This is a genomic window from Acidovorax sp. 106, from assembly GCF_003663825.1.
Classification (GTDB): Bacteria; Pseudomonadota; Gammaproteobacteria; order Burkholderiales; family Burkholderiaceae_C; genus Acidovorax.
Map to the genome: position 1 here is coordinate 122927 of NZ_RCCC01000001.1, position 17134 is coordinate 140060.

At 72.1% G+C, this 17134-nt stretch carries 7 protein-coding genes (1 of these 7 only partly in view); 2 read left to right on the top strand and 5 right to left on the bottom strand.

The window, feature by feature from the left end; all coding sequences use genetic code 11:
• Both C8C98_RS00640 and C8C98_RS00645 read left to right on the top strand, forming a co-directional pair.
• Positions 1-1857, top strand: a complete 1857-nt coding sequence (locus C8C98_RS00640; RefSeq protein ID WP_121452719.1) for an ABC transporter ATP-binding protein — start codon at positions 1-3, stop codon at positions 1855-1857.
• Entirely contained in the window at positions 1854-3659 is a 1806-nt protein-coding gene (locus C8C98_RS00645; protein ID WP_121452720.1) for an ABC transporter ATP-binding protein, read from the top strand. Before C8C98_RS00640 ends, C8C98_RS00645 begins: the two co-directional genes overlap by 4 nt.
• Here the strand turns inward: C8C98_RS00645 and C8C98_RS00650 are convergent.
• The 5 genes in view from C8C98_RS00650 to C8C98_RS00670 are tightly spaced (each overlapping or abutting the next) and all read right to left on the bottom strand, a layout consistent with a single transcriptional unit that may run on beyond the window.
• On the bottom strand, positions 3611-4333 hold the full coding sequence (locus C8C98_RS00650) for a 4'-phosphopantetheinyl transferase superfamily protein (protein ID WP_121452721.1): 723 nt from the start codon (positions 4331-4333) through the stop codon (positions 3611-3613). The genes C8C98_RS00645 and C8C98_RS00650 overlap by 49 nt on opposite strands.
• The gene (gene ccrA, locus C8C98_RS00655; RefSeq protein ID WP_121452722.1) at positions 4330-5736 is read right to left on the bottom strand and encodes a crotonyl-CoA carboxylase/reductase; all 1407 of its coding nucleotides are present in this window, start codon (positions 5734-5736) and stop codon (positions 4330-4332) included. Before ccrA ends, C8C98_RS00650 begins: the two co-directional genes overlap by 4 nt.
• Positions 5733-6506, bottom strand: a complete 774-nt coding sequence (locus C8C98_RS00660; RefSeq protein ID WP_121452723.1) for a thioesterase II family protein — start codon at positions 6504-6506, stop codon at positions 5733-5735. The genes ccrA and C8C98_RS00660 overlap by 4 nt, the downstream gene beginning before the upstream one ends.
• Positions 6503-16357 (bottom strand): non-ribosomal peptide synthetase/type I polyketide synthase, encoded by a 9855-nt coding sequence (locus C8C98_RS00665; protein ID WP_121452724.1) that lies wholly within the window; start codon positions 16355-16357, stop codon positions 6503-6505. Before C8C98_RS00665 ends, C8C98_RS00660 begins: the two co-directional genes overlap by 4 nt.
• Positions 16354-17134, bottom strand: the 3' portion of a protein-coding gene (locus tag C8C98_RS00670; protein WP_121452725.1) for a non-ribosomal peptide synthetase. The gene runs 2627 nt beyond the window's last position; the window shows 781 of its 3408 coding nt (coding positions 2628-3408); the start codon falls outside the window, past its right edge — the gene reads right to left on this strand; it ends in the stop codon at positions 16354-16356. The genes C8C98_RS00665 and C8C98_RS00670 overlap by 4 nt, the downstream gene beginning before the upstream one ends.

The following is a 17134-nucleotide window of genomic DNA, read 5'->3' on the forward strand; positions in this document are numbered from 1 at the left end:
ATGAGCACCACCCCCTTGTCAGATACAACCGCCGCCGCCGAGGCGCGGCCCGGCTCCGCAGGCCTGCTGCGCCTGGCGCGCACCCAGCTGCCGCTGACGGCGGCCGCCAGCCTGCTGTCGCTGCTGGCCGCCCTGGTCCAGCTGGTGCCCTATGGCGTGCTGTACTCCATGGCCGTCGAGGTCTTTGCCGCCCAGCCCGATGCCGGGCAGCTGCGCCAGCTTGCCTGGATCGCGTTGGCGGCGCTGCTGCTGCGCTTTGGGTTCTCGGCCGGTTCCAGCCTGCTGGCCCATGTGGCGGCCTTTCGCGTGATGCACGACGTGCAGCTGCGCATGGCGCACAAACTGTCGCGCGTTCCCATGTCCTTTTTCTCGCGCCATGGCAGCGGCGATCTGCAAAAGGCCTTCATGAACGACGCGGTGGCGCTGGAAGGCTTCATCGCCCATGGCCTGCCCGACATGGTGGCGGCGCTGACCGTGCCGCTGGCCACCACGCTGCTGCTCTTCACCGTGGACTGGCGCCTGGCCCTGGCCTCGGTCGCAGTGCTGCCCGTGGCCCTCCTCCTGCAGGGCCTGTTCTTCGGCCGCCAGGCACGCGTGCGCATGCAGGAATGGCATGCCGTGCAGGCGCGCATCAACACCGCCATGCTCGAATACCTGCGCGGCATCCATGTCATCAAGACCTTCGGACTGGGCGCGCGCTCCTTCAGCGAATTGCGCGATGCCATCCACGGCTCGGTGCAATGGCTGTCGGACTACACGCGGCGCATGCGCGCCGTCTGGGTCGGCTTCACGGCCCTGCTGGGCTCCAGCCTGATCGCCATCGCCCCGCTGGGCGTGTGGCTACACCAGCGCGGCGAGGTCAGCCTGCCGGTGCTGCTGCTGTTCATCGTGCTCGGCCCGCAGGTGCTGTCGGCCTTTTTGCGCCTGACCTACGCGGGCGGCGACCTGATGCGCATCAGCGAAGGGCTGCGGCGCATCAATGCCATCCTCGACAGTCCCGAGCTGGAGGCGCCGGGCGCCACGGGCAGCGCCAGCCTGCCCGCGGGCAACGGCCTGTCGCTGGAAGGCGTGGGCTTCCGCTACGACGGCCGCGCCATCCTGCAGGACCTGAACCTGCAGATACCGGCCGGGCAGATCACGGCCCTGGTCGGCCCCAGCGGCGCCGGCAAGACCACGGTGGCACGCCTGGTGGCGCGCCTGTGGGATGTGGACGCCGGCAGCGTGCGCCTGGGCGGCGTGGACGTGCGCGACATGCCTCTGGACGCGCTGCTGGACCGGGTGTCCCTGGTGTTCCAGGAGGTCTTTCTGTTCGCCGGCTCGGTCGCCGACAACCTGCGCTTGGCCTGCCCCGACGCCACCGACGCGCAGCTGCAGGAGGCGGCGCGGCTGGCGCGCGCCCACGAGTTCATCTGCCAGCTGCCGCAGGGCTACGACACCGTGCTCGGCGAGCGCGGCGCACGGCTGTCAGGCGGCGAGCGCCAGCGGCTGTCGATCGCCCGCGCCCTGCTCAAGCAGGCTCCCATCCTGGTGCTCGACGAGGCCACGGCATTCGCCGATCCCGAAAACGAGGCGCTGATCCAGGACGCGCTGGCCGAGGTCTGCCGTGGCAGAACCGTGCTGGTCATCGCACACCGCCTGGCCACCGTGGTCGACGCCGACCGCATCGTGGTGCTAGACCAGGGCCGCGTCGTCGACCAGGGCCGGCATGCCGAGCTGCGCGCGCGCTGCCCGCTGTACCAGCGCCTGTGGGCCGACCAGCAAGAGGCCGCACACTGGGAGATCGGCGCCGCCGCGCCGCGCCCGGACCGGTCCCCGCAAGCCCCTCTTCCCAGCCTTTCCCGCGAGACACTGCCATGAACCTGCTTGAATTCCTGCGCCTGGGCGACGACCTCTCGGGCAAGCGCGATCCCCGACTGCTGCAGGGCATGGCCCTGGCCATCGGCGAGGCCCTGGCCGCGACCGCTCCGTATCTACTAACCTATGTGCTGCTCGACGATCTGTTTGCCGGCCAGCTGTCGCTGCAGCGCACCGGCTGGCTGGTGGCCGGCATCGCGCTGGCCCTGGCGGTGCAGATCGGCTTCGGCATTCCGTCGGTGTCGCGCATCTATGGCGCGGCCTACGGGCAGATGGGCGAGGCGCGCATTCGCCTGGCCGACCACCTGCGGCGGCTGCCCATGGGATTTTTCTCGCGCCGGCGCAGCGGCCAGCTGGCCGGCGTGCTGACCAGCGATATGGCGCTGATCGAAGACATCTGGTGCCACTTCATCGGCCTGTTCACCGTCTCGGCCGCCCTGCCGCTGTTCATGGGCCTGGCGCTGGTGGCCATCGACTGGCGCATGGGCCTGGCCATCTTCCTGACCCTGCCGCTTGCGGTGGTGGTGCTGCTGGGCGCGATGCGCCGCATGGACCGCGAAACACGGGCCCTGGTCCAGGCCTCGGACCACGCCAAGAACGCCAGCGCCGAATATGTGCAGGGCATTGCCGTGCTGCGCAGCTTCGGCCGCCAGGGCGAGGGCCTGGAGCGCCTGCGCCTGGCGCTGGCCCAGCTGCGCGACGCCGCCATCCGCATGGAGACCGGCCCCGCCCCGCTGATCCACGCCTTCAGCTTCATCACCGAGGCCGGCTTCGTCTGCGTGCTGCTGATCGGAAGCTACCTGCTCAGCGGCGGCACGCTGGGGGCGCCTGCATTTCTGATGTTCGCGCTGCTGGCTATCACCATGACACGCCGGCTGTCGGACCTGGGCATCGCGCTGTGGCTGCTGCGCTTCGCCCACAAGGGGCTGCCGCGCGTGCGCAACCTGCTGGCGCAGGCCCCACTGGCCGAGCCCGCGCAGGCCGAGGCGCCGACGCATTTCGAGATCCGGCTCGACGGCGTGTCCCTGGTCTACGACAGCGCCGCCGATGCCCGGCATGCGCTGCGCGACGTCAGCTGCACCCTGCCCGAGCGCTCGTTGACCGCTATCGTCGGTCCGTCGGGCGCGGGCAAGTCCTCGTTGATGAATGTGATCGCGCGGCTGTGGGAGGTGTCCGAAGGCAGCGTGCGCATCGGCGGCATCGACGTGCGCGCCATGCCTTTCGAGGACCTGCACCGCCATGTGGCCATGGTTTTCCAGGATGTGGTGCTGTTCTCGGGCACGGTGGCCGACAACTTGCGCGTGGGCCGGCCCGATGCCGACATGCAGGCCTTGGTGGCAGCCGCACAGCAGGCCCGGGCCCACGACTTCATCATGGCCCTGCCTCAGGGCTACGACACCCCGCTGGGCGAAGGCGGCGCGCGCCTTTCGGGCGGCGAGCGCCAGCGCATCGCCTTTGCCCGCGCCATCCTCAAGGATGCGCCCATCGTACTGCTGGACGAGGCCACGGCCAGCCTCGATGCCACCCATGAACGCGAACTGCAGCAGGCCATCGACCGGCTGACGCGCGACAAGACCGTGGTGGTCATCGCCCACCGCCTGCGCACGGTGCGACATGCCGACCAGCTGCTGGTGCTGGAAGGCGGCCGCCTGGTCGAGCAAGGCCGCCACGAGGCGCTGCTGGCCGCCGGCGGCACCTATGCGCGCCTGTGGCGCAGGCAGTCGGAAGTCCGTGGCTGGAAGCTTGCGGGCCGGGGTCAAGCCAAGGGCGAGGCCGCCCCCAGCACCACGACGGCGACGCGGTAGAAGGTGCCCTGCCCGGCAACGGTGCCGGACCACACGCCGCGCATGGGACGGGCAGACGTACCATCCGCTGGTCGCACCGAGAAGCGCTCGGAGCCATCGAAACAGACCTCCAGCTTGTGAAAGCCGTGCGCTAGCCCTCTCCCCTCGGCCTTGGTGTAGGCCTCTTTTGCGGTCCAACTGCGCGCCAGCCGGTCTCGTCGCTGCAACGGATGCATGTCCGCCAAGGCCGCGCATTCCGCAGGTGTCATGAACAGGCTGCGCGCCTCGTGCATGGCATCGAAGCGCTCCACGGCCTCGATGTCTACGCCTGGCTCCGAGCCATCGCGTGTCAGCGCGATCACGGCGCAACCACGCGAATGCGACAGGTTGAAACGCAGCAGCGGCTGCGCGTGGCCCGGACACAGGGCCGGCTTGCCGAACGGCCCGCGCACGAAGCGCAACTCCTGCGGCGCGCAGCCGCATTCAATCGCCAGCAGTTCGCGCAGCCTGGCATGCGATGCCACATAGACGGCCTGATCCGCTGCGTGGACGAAGCGACTGGCACGCGCCGCTTCATCAGCGTCCAACAACGACAGCATCTGCCGCAGCCGGTCGGGTGTCACGCATACCGGAACCAAGACCACCTGCGGTGCAGGCAAAACCGCTGGGATCGGCGGCTGCGCCAGCACGTTCATGCGGCGACTCTGAGCGGCGCTGCCTGCACCCCGTTCACACGGGCATGGTGCCGCCTGAAGAGCTGGAAGCGCTGCTCTCCGATGCGCTCGCGCATCTGAGGATCGCGGATACCCAGGCCCTCCGCCTGGGCCAAACACAGCACGCCGAGCTTGCCGACATGACGGTTTTCCTTGACCACCGCCACAGCCTCGGCGGCCTGCTCCAGCGGGTAGGATTGCGAGACGGTCGGATGGATTTTGCCCAGGCAGGCCAGGCGGTTGGCCTCGTAGGCCTCGCGGAAGTTGGCGCCATGCGAACCGATGATGGACTTGACATGCATCCACAGGTACCGGTTGTCGTAGACATGCTGGTAGCCCGTGGTCGAGCCACAGGTCACCACCTTGCCGCCGCGCCGCGCCACGAAAACGCTGGCCGAGAAGGTCTCGCGCCCCGTGTGCTCGTAGACGATATCGATCTCCTCGCCGCTTAGTAAGCGCTCGGCCGCGCCCCGGAAGGCCACCAGCTGGCGCATGTTGAGTTCGCCGTTGTCCTTGATGAAGCCGCCGCGCAGCCGCGAGCGGTCGATCACCATCTCGCAACCCAGCTCGCGCACCAGGGCCGCCTTTTCCGGGCCGGAGACCACGGCCACCGGGCGGCCGCCGCCGTTGAGCACGTACTGGATGCCCACCGCGCCCATGCCGCCCGAGCCGCCCCAGATCAGGACATTGTCGCCCTGCTTCATGCGCGCGCCGTTGCGCGACACCAGCATGCGGTAGGCCGTGCCCGAGACCAGGGCCAGCGAGGCGGACTCTTCCCAGCTCATGTGCTCGGGCTTGGCCATCAGCTGGCTTTCCTGCACCAGGCAGAACTGGGCCAGGCCGCCGAAGTTGGTCTCGAAGCCCCAGGCCCGCGCATCGGGATCGACCAGCGGGTCGTCGTGCCCGGCCGGATCGATCAGGCCGAAGACGCTGGGATTGACGGTCACGCGGTCGCCCGGCTTCCAGCGCGTCACGCCCTCACCCACGCGCACCACCACGCCAGCCGCGTCGCTGCCCAGGATGTGGTAGTCCTGCTGGTGCAGGCGCCCGCGCGGATGGCTTTGCGCGTACTGGGCCAGGAACTGGTGGGTGGACAGGGGCTCGAAGATCGCCGACCAGACGGTGTTGAAATTGATGCCGGAGGCCATCACGGCCACCACCGCCTCGCCCGCGCGCGGCTCGGGGATGGGCACCTGCACGGGCTTGAGCGAGCGGCGCGGGTCTTTGTCCTCGGTGTCCATGCCGACGAACATTTCCTGGTCCTCGCGCAGGGTGGCCAGCGCCTGCATGGACTCGGGCAGACGCAGGTTCGCAAAATCGGCGCTGCTGGCCTGGGGGGACTCGATCATGTCGAGCAAGGTGGTGAGTTCGGTGGACAGCTTCATGCGAAGGACTCCTGGGTCAGAGGGGAGGTCAGATGGGGGGCCAGCGTGCGGCCCACCAGGGCCGGCACCGACAGGGCCGGGTCGGAAAGATAGAAGTGGCCGCCGCTGAAGCGCTGCAACGCGAAGCCGGCATGCGTATAGGGGGCCCAGGCCTGCACCGCCTCCAGCGGCGTCACACCGTCGTCCGTGGCGGCCAGGGCGGTGATCGGGCATGGCAGAGGCTGCCAGCTGCTGCGGTGCCAGCGCTCGATGAGTTCGAGGTCGGCACGCAACACCGGCTCCATCATGGCCATGTAGTCCGGGTTCTCCAGCACGCTGCGCGGCGTGCCGCCGCGCGCGCCCAGAGCCGCGAGGAACTCGGATCGGGGCAGGCTGTGGATGGGCGCGGCGTCGGCAATGTGCGGCGCCCGGCAGGCCGAAACCCACAAATGCACCGGCGTGCGCCCCATGCGCTGCAGCGCGCAGACCAGCTCATAGGCGACCACCGAGCCCATGCTGTGGCCGAACAGCGCGAACGGCTGGTCCAGCCAGGGCCGCAGCTGCGCCACCAGTTCGGCCACCAGCACCGTCATCTGGCGGTAGGCGGGCTCGCCGATGCGGTTCTCGCGCCCCGGCGCCTGGATGCGGCAGACCTGCACGCCGGCCGGCATCTGCGCCTGCCAGCCGCGGTAGAACGAGGCGCCGCCGCCCGCATGCGGCAGGCAGAACAGACGCAGGCGCGGCTCCGACGCCATGGCCTCGGCCTGGATCCAGCTCTTGGGCGGGCTCATTGCGCCAGCTCATCGGCGGCCGCTTCGGCCACCAGGTGCTCCACCCACTGCCCGACCTGGCCGGCCTGCATGCAGCTGAAGTGGTCGCCGGCGATGTCCGCCGTCACCAGCCGATCGCACAGGCCGTGCCACGGGGCTGCGGCATCCAGATCGGCCGCGGCGCCCTGGCGGGCGCGCAGCAGGGTCACCGGCACCTCGCCCAGCGCGCGCGGCACATGCTGCGCCACGGCCTCGACATGGTGGCGAAACAGCGCGAAGCGCGCCCCCAGGCCGTCGGCGTTCCAGCCCGTGGCGGCGGCCAGCTGGTCCACGACCCGCTGCAGGGCCGGCCCGTCGGCGGCCGGCAGGCCGTCCAGCCAGGCCGCCAGCTGCGCCGGCGTGGCGCCCCGCGCCGGTGGTGCCACCAGGCCGTCGGGCCAGGCCTGGGCCGGCGCCGGCAGGTCCAAGCCGACCGCGAACAGCGCCAGCGTGGCCAGCGGCCGGTCCACGAGGGCGGACGGCAGCGGCACGGTGTCGATCAGCAGCAGCCGCTCGACGCTTTCCCCTGCGTCGCGCAGCTGGCAGGCGGCCTCCCAGGCCAGCACGCCGCCAGAGCTGAATCCGCACAGGCGGTACGGCCCCTGCGGCTGCACCTGGCGCAGCGCATGCACATAGCCATGCGCCATCGCCTCGATGGTCAGCGGCGGGTGCTGCGGCGACTGCAGGCCGTGCAGCACCCGGCCAGCCTGGCCCAGGGCCTGGGCCAGGGGCTTGAAGACGGACACCTCGCCGTCGCTGCCGTGGAAGCCGAACCATGCGCATTCGCGGCCTGCGGGCCGGCCCGGCGTCAGCCGCACCACCAACTCGCGCGGGCCCGGCACCGCGCCGCCCGCGCAGGCCGCCATGGCCGCCAGTTCGGGCTGCGCGAACACCTGGCGCACCGACAGCGCCATGCCATGGCGCTCCTTCATGCGCACGCACAGCCGCGTGGCCAGCAGCGAATCGCCGCCCAGTTCGAAGAAATGGTCGCGCCGGTCCACGCTGGGCAGTGAGAGCAGGGCGCACCACTCGGAGGCCAGCGCCTGCTCGGCGGGTGTGGCCGGCGGCTGGCTCTCGCGCGGCGCCACCGCCTGCGGCTGCAGCGCGGGCAGCGCGGCTCGATCGACCTTGCCGTTGGCGCTCAACGGCAGGCGGTCGAGCACCATGCAGTCGGCGGGCACCATGTACTGCGGCAGGCGTTCCTGCAGGAAAGCCCGCAGCGCCTCGCCGTCGAGGGCGGGCGCGCCCTCGGCCAGCACCACGTAGGCGGCCAGCGCCTGCTTACGCTGCGACGCGGCCCCGGCGCGGCTGCGCCCGCCGTCGCTGCCGATGGCCAGCACCAGGGCCTCGCCCACGGCCGGATGGGCGCGCAGGGCCGCCTCGATCTCGCCGAGCTCGATGCGGTAGCCGTTGACCTTGACCTGGTGGTCGCGCCGGCCGTGGAACTCGATGTAGCCCTGCGGATGGAAGCGCCCCAGGTCACCGGTGCGGTACAGGCGCTCGCCCGTGGCCGGATGCACGATGAAGGCGGCGTCGGTGCGCGCGGCATCGCCCCAGTAGCCCAGGGCCAGGCCGATGCCGCTGATGTACAGCTCCCCCACCACCCACTCGGGGCAGGGCTGCAGGGCGCCGTCCAGCACATGGAAGCCCTGGTTGGCAAGCGGCCGGCCGTAGGGAATGCTGCGCCAGTCGACCTGCACGCGATCGACACGGTGGTGTATGGACCAGATCGAGGCCTCAGTCGCGCCGCCCAGGCTGGTCAGGCGTGCCTGCGGCGCCGCCGCCTGCAGCGACAGCGGCAGCGACAGCGGGATCCAGTCGCCGCTGAGCAGCACCGTGCGCAGGCTGCGCAGTGCGTGGGGGTCGCTGCCGGCCTGCTCCAGCAGCATCTGGCACAGCGCGGGCACGCTGTTCCATACGCTCACGCCATGGCGCGCCATCAGGGCCAGCCAGTGCTGCGCGTCGCGCAGGCCGTCGGCCTCGGGCAGGACCAGGCAGGCGCCGGCCGCGAAGCTGCCGAAGATGTCGTGCACCGACAGATCGAAGCTCAGCGCCGACAGGCCCAGCAGCCGGTCGCCAGCACCGATGCCGAAGCGCCGGTTGATGTCCAGCACCGTGTTCAGCGCCCCCCGGTGGTCGATCATCACGCCCTTGGGCGTGCCGGTGGAGCCAGATGTGAAGATGATGTAGGCCAGTTCGCCGGCCTGCGCGGCATGCCATGCGAAGCCCCGTGCCTCGGCCGCGCAGGCCTGCAGGGCATCGGCCCCGGGCAACTGCAGCAGCTGCAGCCCGTCAGGCCAGGCCAGCGGGGCATCGCCGGCACCGACGATGGCATGGCGGATGCCGCAGGCCGCCAGCAGTGCCTGGCGCCGCGCCTCGGGCCACTGCGGGTCGATGGGCACATAGGCCGCGCCCGCCGCCAGGGTGCCGATCACGCCCAGCACCTGCTGCCAGCCCTTGGGCGCGACGACTGCCACGCGGTCACCGGGCTGCACGCCGGCCTGGCGCAGGCGCCAGCCCACCCACTGGGCGCCATCGTACAGCGCCTGGTAGCTCAGCTGCTGTTCGCCGGCGATCAGCGCCGTGCGCTGCGGCGTGGCGGCCACCGTCCGACGCAGCGGCGCCAGCAGGTCCATGGGTCCCTGCAGCAGCGTGGCGTCGGCGGTGTCGTTGTAGCCGGTGCGGCGCTGCGCCTGGTCGGCCGGCAGCGCCACCGGCGCCACCTCGCCCCAGGCTGCGTCGCTGTCGTCCGCCAGGCGGTCCAGCAGCCGGCAGTAGGCGCCGAACATGGCGTCGAGCAGCCCCTCGGGGAACAGCGCATCGACCGTGTCCCAGCAGACATTGAGACGTCCGCCGTGGTCGTGCACATGGTTGTCTATCCACACCTGGGGCGTCTGGCTGATGGTATAGACCAGCTCGCCCAGCCGGCCGGCCTGGCGCTCGCGCTCGGCATGGTCGGTGTCGGCCTGTTCGGCCAGGCCGAAGGTGCTGGTGAAGACCACGGGCATGGCGGCGCGCTGGGCGCCGTCGCGGCGCGCGATCTCGCGCATCACCTGCACGCCGGTGAAGCTGTCGTGCGCCTGGTCGCGCAGCAGCTGCTGCTGCAGCTGGCGCGCGCGCTGCTCGAAGGGCAGCGCGGCATCGCCGCCGGCGGCCAGCAGGATCAGCGAGGTGAACTCGCCCACGATGTCGTTGACCTGGGGATGCACTGGCAGCCGGTTGAAGGTCGGCACATTCAGTGTGAAGCGCGGTGCGGCGCTCCAGCGCGCCAGCACCTCCGAATACACGGCCAGCAGCAGCCCCGAGGGGGTGAGGCCGGCGCGCTCGGCGCCGCGCTGGCGCAGGCGCTGCCAGGTGGCGGGAGACAGGCTGTACTCGCGCCGGCCAAAGCGCGGCGCGCGCAGCTGGGCCGGGTCCATGGCCAGCGGCAGCTGGGGCGCCGCCGGCAGCTCGTCCAGGCGCTGCATCCAGTAGTCACGGGCACGCACATGCTCGGCGCCCTGGCGGTGGCGCTGCAGCGCCTGCGTGTAGTCCCGAAAGCCCAGGCCCAGCGGCACCAGCGGCTGCTCGGGCCGCGTGTAGCAGGCCACCCATTCGCTCATCAAAATGCCGATGCTGCGCCCGTCGGTCATGATGTTGTCCAGGCTGATGTGCAGCCTTGTGCGCTGGTCATCCAGGCGGCTGGTGCGGATGTCGAACAGCGGCCAGCGGTCGGTGCGCGGCACGCGGTGCGACATCTCGTCGCGCACGGCCTGCAGGCGCTGCCGACGCAGGTCGGCGGTGTCGCCGCGCAGGTCGAGTTCGGCGATGTCGTAGGCCGGGACCTCGGCCAGGATGCGCTGCATGCCGTCCGGCGCGATCACGCAGCGCAGCATCTCGTGGCGCGCCACGAGTTCGCGCCAGGCCCAGGCCAGCCGCTCGCGGTCCAGCCACTCGCAGTCCAGCTCCATGTAGCCGTGGCAGGCCACGCTGCCCAGGGACATGTCCTGGTCGCGGCCGATCCAGTAGGCCTGCTGCACGTCGGTCAGCTCGAAAGGCAGCGCCGCGTCAGCCGGGCATGGCTGCAGCAGCGCCGGCAGCGCCTCGGCGCCGGCCGTGCCCGCCGTATGCGCCAGCGCCGCCAGCTTGCGCGCCATGGCCGCGACATTCATCTCGGCCATGAGTTCATTGGGCCGGATCTGCAGCCCCAGGGCCTGGCCCAGGCGGTGCGTGAGGTCGAGGAACATCAGCGAGTCGATGCCCAGGTGCAGCAGGTCAGCGTCGGGCGGGATGGCCGACGGTGCGCGGCGCAGCAGCCGGCCCACCGAGCGCTGCAGATGCAGGGCCAGCAGCTGTTCGCGCGCCGCCGCGTCGGGCGCGGCCTGCAGAGCGGCACGCACCTGTGCGCCATCGGCGGCTTCGGCGCCGGTGGCGGTCTCGGCCCGGTCGGCCGCGGCGAACGCCGCCGCGGCCACGGGCCGGAAATAGCCGGCCAATTGCGTCGGCGGATGGCCGCGCAGCAGCAGCGACCAGTCGGCATCGAAGACACCGAGGTGCGGCGCACCGCTGGCCAACGCCAGCGACAGCAGCTCCAGCGCGCGGGCCGGAGTGAAGCTGCGCAGGCCGCCGCGTTCGAGCCGCTGCAGCTGGGCGCTGGCGGCCACCGTGCCGACGTCCGACCAGGCGCCCCAGCTGATGCTGAGCGCCGGCAGCCCGCGCGCCTGGCGGTAGGCCGCCAGGGCGTCGAGGAAGGCATTGCCCGCCACATAGTCAGGCAGTCCGCGCGCCGGCACCAGGGACACCGAGGAGGAGTACAGGAGGAAAAAGTCCAGCGGCGCCTCTTCGGTGGCGCGGTGCAGGTTCCACGCGCCCTCGACCTTGGGCGCCATCACTTCGAGCGCGCGCTCCAGCGGCGGCAGATCGCCCAACTGTGCTGCATCGGTGACCACCGCGCAGTGCACCACGCCCTTGAGTGGCCGCTCCAGCACCGCCACCAGGGCGCCCAGGGCGGCTGCGTCGCGCAGGTCCGCCTGCGCCACCTGCACAGTCACGCCCTGTGCCTGCAGCGCGTGGATAGCGGCCAGGGCCGCCGCCGCGGGCGCATGGCGGCCCGCCAGCACCAGGTGGCGCGCGCCCTGGGCAGCCAGCCAGCGGGCCGTCTCCAGGCCCAGGCCGCCCAGGCCGCCCGCGATCAGATAGCAGGCCGCGGGATCGCACGCCGGCGGGCGCGGCGCCTGCAGCGGCACCGGGTGCCGCTGCAGGCGCGGCACCAGCCGGCGCCGACCCCGCAGTGCCTGCTCACCCTCCACGCCTTCCCCAACACTACCCTTCAGCAGGGCCGCCAGCAGCTGCTGTGCGCTTTCGCGCACCGAGGCCAGCGGGTCCAGGTCGCACAGCGCCAGGCGCAGCTCGGGATGGCCCAGCGCAGCCACCTGGCTGAAGCCCCACAGCGGCGCCTGCGCCAGCGCCGGCGCTTCGCCGGGCGCCACGGCCTGGGCGCCGCGCGTCACGATGGCCAGCTGCGCCAGGCCCGGCACCTCGGCCGCGCCCAGCGCGCCCAGCAAGCCGAGCAGCTCGCCCAGGCTTTGCTGCTGGGCCGCGCGCAGCTCCTCCCCAGTGGTCTGGGCATCGAGCAGGGCATCGAGGCCGCGCAGATGGACGATGCGGCCAAGCCCACCCTGCTGACCGCACACCCACACGCGCAGCCGCTCGCCCAAGGCCGGGAAGTCGGGCTGGTCAATGCGTTCGACCTGCTGGCCGCAGGCCTGCAGCCCGTCGGCCAGCGCCCTGCCCACGCCCCCGGCGTCGCAGACGATGAACCAGTGGCCGGACGGCAGCGACGCGGCGGCCGCGCCGGCCGCGCCGACCGCACCAGCCGTGCCCACCTGTGGCGCCGGCAGCGCCTCCCAGGCACGGCGGTAGACCGGCGCGTCCGTGTGCAGCGCCGGTGCCGGTGCCGGCGCGGGCGCGGGCGCACGCCGCGCCAGCAGCACGCGCTCGCCCAGCGCCGACGCCACGCAGTCGGCACCGGGCAGGCTGGCCTGGGCGTCGAAGCCCAGCCCGTCCAGCAGGCCGTGCCACTGCGCCTCGGTCATGAAGGGCTGGATGCCGCGCAGTTCGGTGTCGCGCACCACGGGCAGCAGCAGGCCGGTGGTGATCTCGCCGATCAGCGTCTCGCGCACGATCTCGTACATCACCAGCACGCCCGAGGGCTGGAGCAGGTCGCGCACATGGGCCATGGTGGCGCGCAGGTCGGCGGCCGCGTGCAGCACGTTGGAGGCCAGGATCAGGTCGAAGGACTGCGGCTGCAGCCCCTGCTGCTGCGGAGCGCGGTCGATGTCGAACAGCTGGTAGCGCACGAAGGGGTGCTCGGCGAAGCGCTGCGCCGCGCGGTCCAGGAACAGCGGCGAGACGTCGCTGAAGACATATTCGCAGCGCCCGGCCGGCAGATGCGCCAGCACCTGGCGCGTGGTGGCACCGGTGCCGGCACCGATCTCCAGCACGCGCAGCGGGCGCGTGCCGGCCTGCAGCGCGAACGTGCGCACCAGCTCGCTGACCAGCCCGTTGAAGTAGCGCGAGGTCGGCAGGTCGGCGTAGATGCCTTCGGCGCTGGTCAGCGAATCGTTGCCCAGCATGGCTTCGAGGCCGCTGGTGCGGCCCGCCAGCACCGCCGCCAGCTGCTCGGCCGCCTGCAGGAACACCGGCCGGAAGTCCGGCGAGGCCTCCCAGGCCGGCGCGCACTGCGCGGCCAACTGCGCCATGTGCGCGTCGTCGGGGGGGGTGAAGCCGCCATAGACGCCGTCGGCGCTGCGCTGCAGGTCGCCGGACTCGGCCAGCGCCTGCAGCAGGCGTTCCAGCAACTGGTGAAAGCGCGCCTGCACGCCGCCGCGCCGTGCCAGCACGGCCACGGTGTGGGGCTGGCCGTCCTCGGCGAACAGGGCCAGGCGCTCGAAGGCGCGCAGCACCGAGGCGCGCGCATGGGCCAGCAGCAGCTCTTCATGGGCGCGCAAGGTCGGCAGGCCCAGCGCGGGCAGGCCCGCCTCGGCCTGGGCGCGGCCCGCCGACAGCATGGCCTGCCAACCAGGTGAGGGCGAGGCCGGCGCCGATGCGGATGCCGCGCCGCCATGCAGGCCGCGATCGACGGCCTCCAGCCAGTAGCGCTGGCGTGCGAACGGGTAGCCGGGCAGCGGCACGCGCCGCGCCGGCAGGCCACCGGTCAGCCCCTGCCAATCCAGCGCCACGCCGCGCGTGTACAGGCGCCCGGCCGCCAGCAGCCACTGCGCCTGGTCGTCGAGGTCGCGCTTGAGCGTGGCGATGCAGTCGATGTCCGTGTCTGGCCCCAGGCAGTCGGCGGCCAGGCGCGCCAGCACCGGATGGGGGCCGCATTCGAGCAGCACATCCACCTGCAGCTCGCGCGCCAGGCAGTCCACGCCGGCCGCGAACAGCACGGGCTCGCGCAGGTGGTCACACCAGTAGCGCGGCCGGGTGATCTCATCGTCGGCGACGACGCGGCCGTACAGGTTGGACACCACGGGCATGCGCGGCGCGTGCAGCGTCACATGGGCCACGCTGCGCTTGAAGTCGTCGAGCACGGCATCCATGCGCGGGGAGTGGAAGGCGTCGGCGATGCGCAGCGGGCGGGTGCTCACGCCCTGCGCCTGCAGGGCCTGGTCGAAGCGCTGCATGGCGGCGCTGCCGCCCGCCACCACTAGGTTGCGAGGGCCGTTGATGGCGGCGATCGACAGGTCGTCCTCGAAGCCGCGCAGGCCGGCGCGGACCACGGATTCCTCGGCCAGCACCGCCAGCATGCAGCCCCGGTCGCCCTCGATGGCTTCGGTCAGGCGGCCGCGCGCGGCCACCAGGCGCAGCGCATCGGGCAGACTCATCACGCCGGCCACGCAGGCGGCGACGAACTCGCCCAGGCTGTGCCCCGCGACGGCACAAAAGCGCACGCCGGCCGCTGTCCAGGCGCGGTACAGCGCGTATTCCACAGCGAACATCGCGGGTTGTGCATGGTCGGTGCGCTGCAGCAGCGCCGTGTGGGCGCCGAACAGCACCTCGGTCAGCGGCTGCTGCAGCACGCCGTCCAGCGCCTGCGCGCAGGCATCGAGGGCCTCGCGGAACGCCGGGTGCGAGGCATACAGGCCCGCCGCCATGCCCGCGTACTGGGCGCCCTGCCCCGTGAACAGCGCTGCCACCCGGGGGGCGGCGGTCGCGCGCGCACCCAAGCTGGCCCGTTCGCCCAGGGTGCCCAGCCGGGCGTAGCCGTCCAGGCCGGCGACCAGGTCGGTGCGATCCAGGCCGAGCACGGCCAGCCGGTGCGCGCCGTCGTGGCGGCGTCCGGCCAGGGCCGTGTGGCAGGCATCGTGCAGCGCGGGGGCGTCCCCGGCCTGCAGCACCGCCGCGTGGCTGGCGGCCAGGGCGCGCAGCTGCGCCTCGCTATGCGCGTTCAGCAGCAGCAGGCCGGCCGCAGTGGCGGCCGACGCGCTGGCGTCCGCTGCCGGCGCCTCTTCGAGGATGACATGCACATTGGTGCCGCCGAAGCCGAAGGAGCTGACTCCCGCGCGGCGCGGCGCCGGCCCCTCCTGCCAGGGCCGCAGCACGGTGTTTACGAAGAAGGGGCTGCGCGCGAAATCGATCTTGGGATTGGGCTGGGTGTAGTGCAGGCTCGGCGGGATCGCGCGGTGGCGCAGCGCCAGCACGGCCTTGATGAAGCTGGCGATGCCGGCGGCCGCGTTCAGGTGGCCGATATTGGTCTTGACCGAGCCCAGCGCGCAAAAGCCGGTGCGCCGAGTCTCGCCCCGGAAGGCGCGCTCCAGCGCCTGCACCTCGATGGGGTCGCCCAGCTCGGTGCCCGTACCGTGGGCCTCGACATAGCCGATGCTGTCGGGGCTGACGTCGGCGGCGGCCAGCGCCTGGGCGATCACGCGCGCCTGGCCGGCCACGCTGGGCGCGGTATAGCCGATCTTGTCGGCCCCGTCGTTGTTGACCGCCGAGCCGCGCAGCACGGCCAGCACCGTGTCGCCGTCGCGCAGCGCCAGGTCAAGCCGCTTGAGCACGACCACGCCCGCGCCATTGCCGGCCACCGTGCCGCCGGCGCGCGCGTCGAAGGCGCGGCAATGGCCGTCGGGCGAGAAGATCATGCCGGCCTGGTGCTCGTAGCCCATGGTCTGCGGCACGGAAATGTCGGCACCGCCGGCCAGGGCCATGCTGCATTCGCCGGACAGCACGCTCTGCGCCGCCATGTGCACCGCCAGCAGCGAGGTGGAACAGGCGCTTTGCACGCAGACGCTGGGACCGGTCAGGCGCAGCTTGTAGGACACGCGCGTGGCCAGATAGTCCTTGTCATTGCCCATCAGCAGTTGCAGCAGCGAGGTCAGCCCGCCGCCGGTGAGCCGGGGCGCGGCCGCCAGCATGTAGGTGCTGATGCCGCTTCCCGCGTAGACGCCTACCTCGCCGGTCGCCGGATCGCCGGGCGCATAGCCGGCGTTCTCCAGCGCATGCCAGCAGCATTCGAGGAAGACCCGGTGCTGGGGGTCCATCAGCTCGGCCTCGGCGGCCGTGACCTTGAAGAAGTCGGCGTCGAAGGCGTCGGCGTCCTCCAGCACCGAGGCGGCGCCGATGAAGCCGGGCCGCGCCACCTGCTCGGCCGGAAAGCCGGCGGCGCGCAGTTCGTCGGGGCCGAAGCGGCGGATCAGTTCGTCGCCTTGGGCCAGGTGCTGCCAGAAGGCATGGACATCGGGCGACTGGGGAAAGCGCCCGGCCATGCCGATCACGGCCACGGCGTCGGGATGGTCGAGCACCGCAGTGCCCAGGGATTGGCCAGCAGCCGGGGAGAAAGTCGAGGGATTCATGGATGGTCTTCGGCGAATTGGGGGCCGGTGGAGGGGGTGGCGGCCGGCCGCTGGGGCCGGCGCCTGGTCTGGGCGGCACGCGCGCGGGCCTGGGCCATCAGGTTGTCGGCGTCGGCCGGCCCGTCCTGCGCCAGGTGGCGCGCCAGGGCGCGCACGCTGGCATGCTCGAACAGGGCGACGATGGACAGGCTGCGCGCCAGCTGCGCCTCCAGCGCCTGGTGGATGGCGACGATGTCCAGCGAGCTGGCGCCGATGTCGAAGAAGTTGTCCTGCGCGCTGACAGGCCCGCAGGCCAGCCGCTGCTCGACGGCGTCGGCCACCAGGCGCTCCATGGCGTCGGCCGGCGCCACATGGGCGGCGGCGCGCTGGGCCTGGAAGTCGGGCGCCGGCAGCGCCTGGCGGTCCACCTTGCCGTTGGCCGACAGCGGCAGCCCGCCGTCCAGCCGCACCCAGGCGGCGGGCAGCATGTAGCGCGGCAGCTGTTCGACCAGGAAGGCCTGCAGGTCGGCCTGGGTGGCCGTGGCCTGGTCGGCCGGCACCACGTAGGCGACCAGCCGGCGCTGGCCCGCGGCGTCGGCCACCACTTGGACCACGGCCTGGCGCACGTCGGCATGGCGTACCAGCACGGACTCGATCTCGCCGAGTTCGATGCGGTGGCCGCCGACCTTGACCTGGAAGTCCTCGCGGCCCAGGAATTCGACATAGCCCTCGGGACAGAAGCTGCCCAAGTCGCCCGTGAAGTACAGGCGCTCGCCGGTGGCGGGGTGGAACACGAAG

Excerpts from the sequence above, each read along its gene's own strand:
- C8C98_RS00665 (WP_121452724.1), bottom strand. The coding sequence starts at position 16,357 with ATGAATCCCTCGACTTTCTCCCCGGCTGCTGGCCAATCCCTGGGCACT.
- C8C98_RS00660 (WP_121452723.1), bottom strand. The coding sequence starts at position 6,506 with ATGAGCCCGCCCAAGAGCTGGATCCAGGCCGAGGCCATGGCGTCGGAG.
- C8C98_RS00650 (WP_121452721.1), bottom strand. The coding sequence starts at position 4,333 with ATGAACGTGCTGGCGCAGCCGCCGATCCCAGCGGTTTTGCCTGCACCG.
- ccrA (WP_121452722.1), bottom strand. The coding sequence starts at position 5,736 with ATGAAGCTGTCCACCGAACTCACCACCTTGCTCGACATGATCGAGTCC.
- C8C98_RS00640 (WP_121452719.1), top strand. The coding sequence starts at position 1 with ATGAGCACCACCCCCTTGTCAGATACAACCGCCGCCGCCGAGGCGCGG.
- C8C98_RS00645 (WP_121452720.1), top strand. The coding sequence starts at position 1,854 with ATGAACCTGCTTGAATTCCTGCGCCTGGGCGACGACCTCTCGGGCAAG.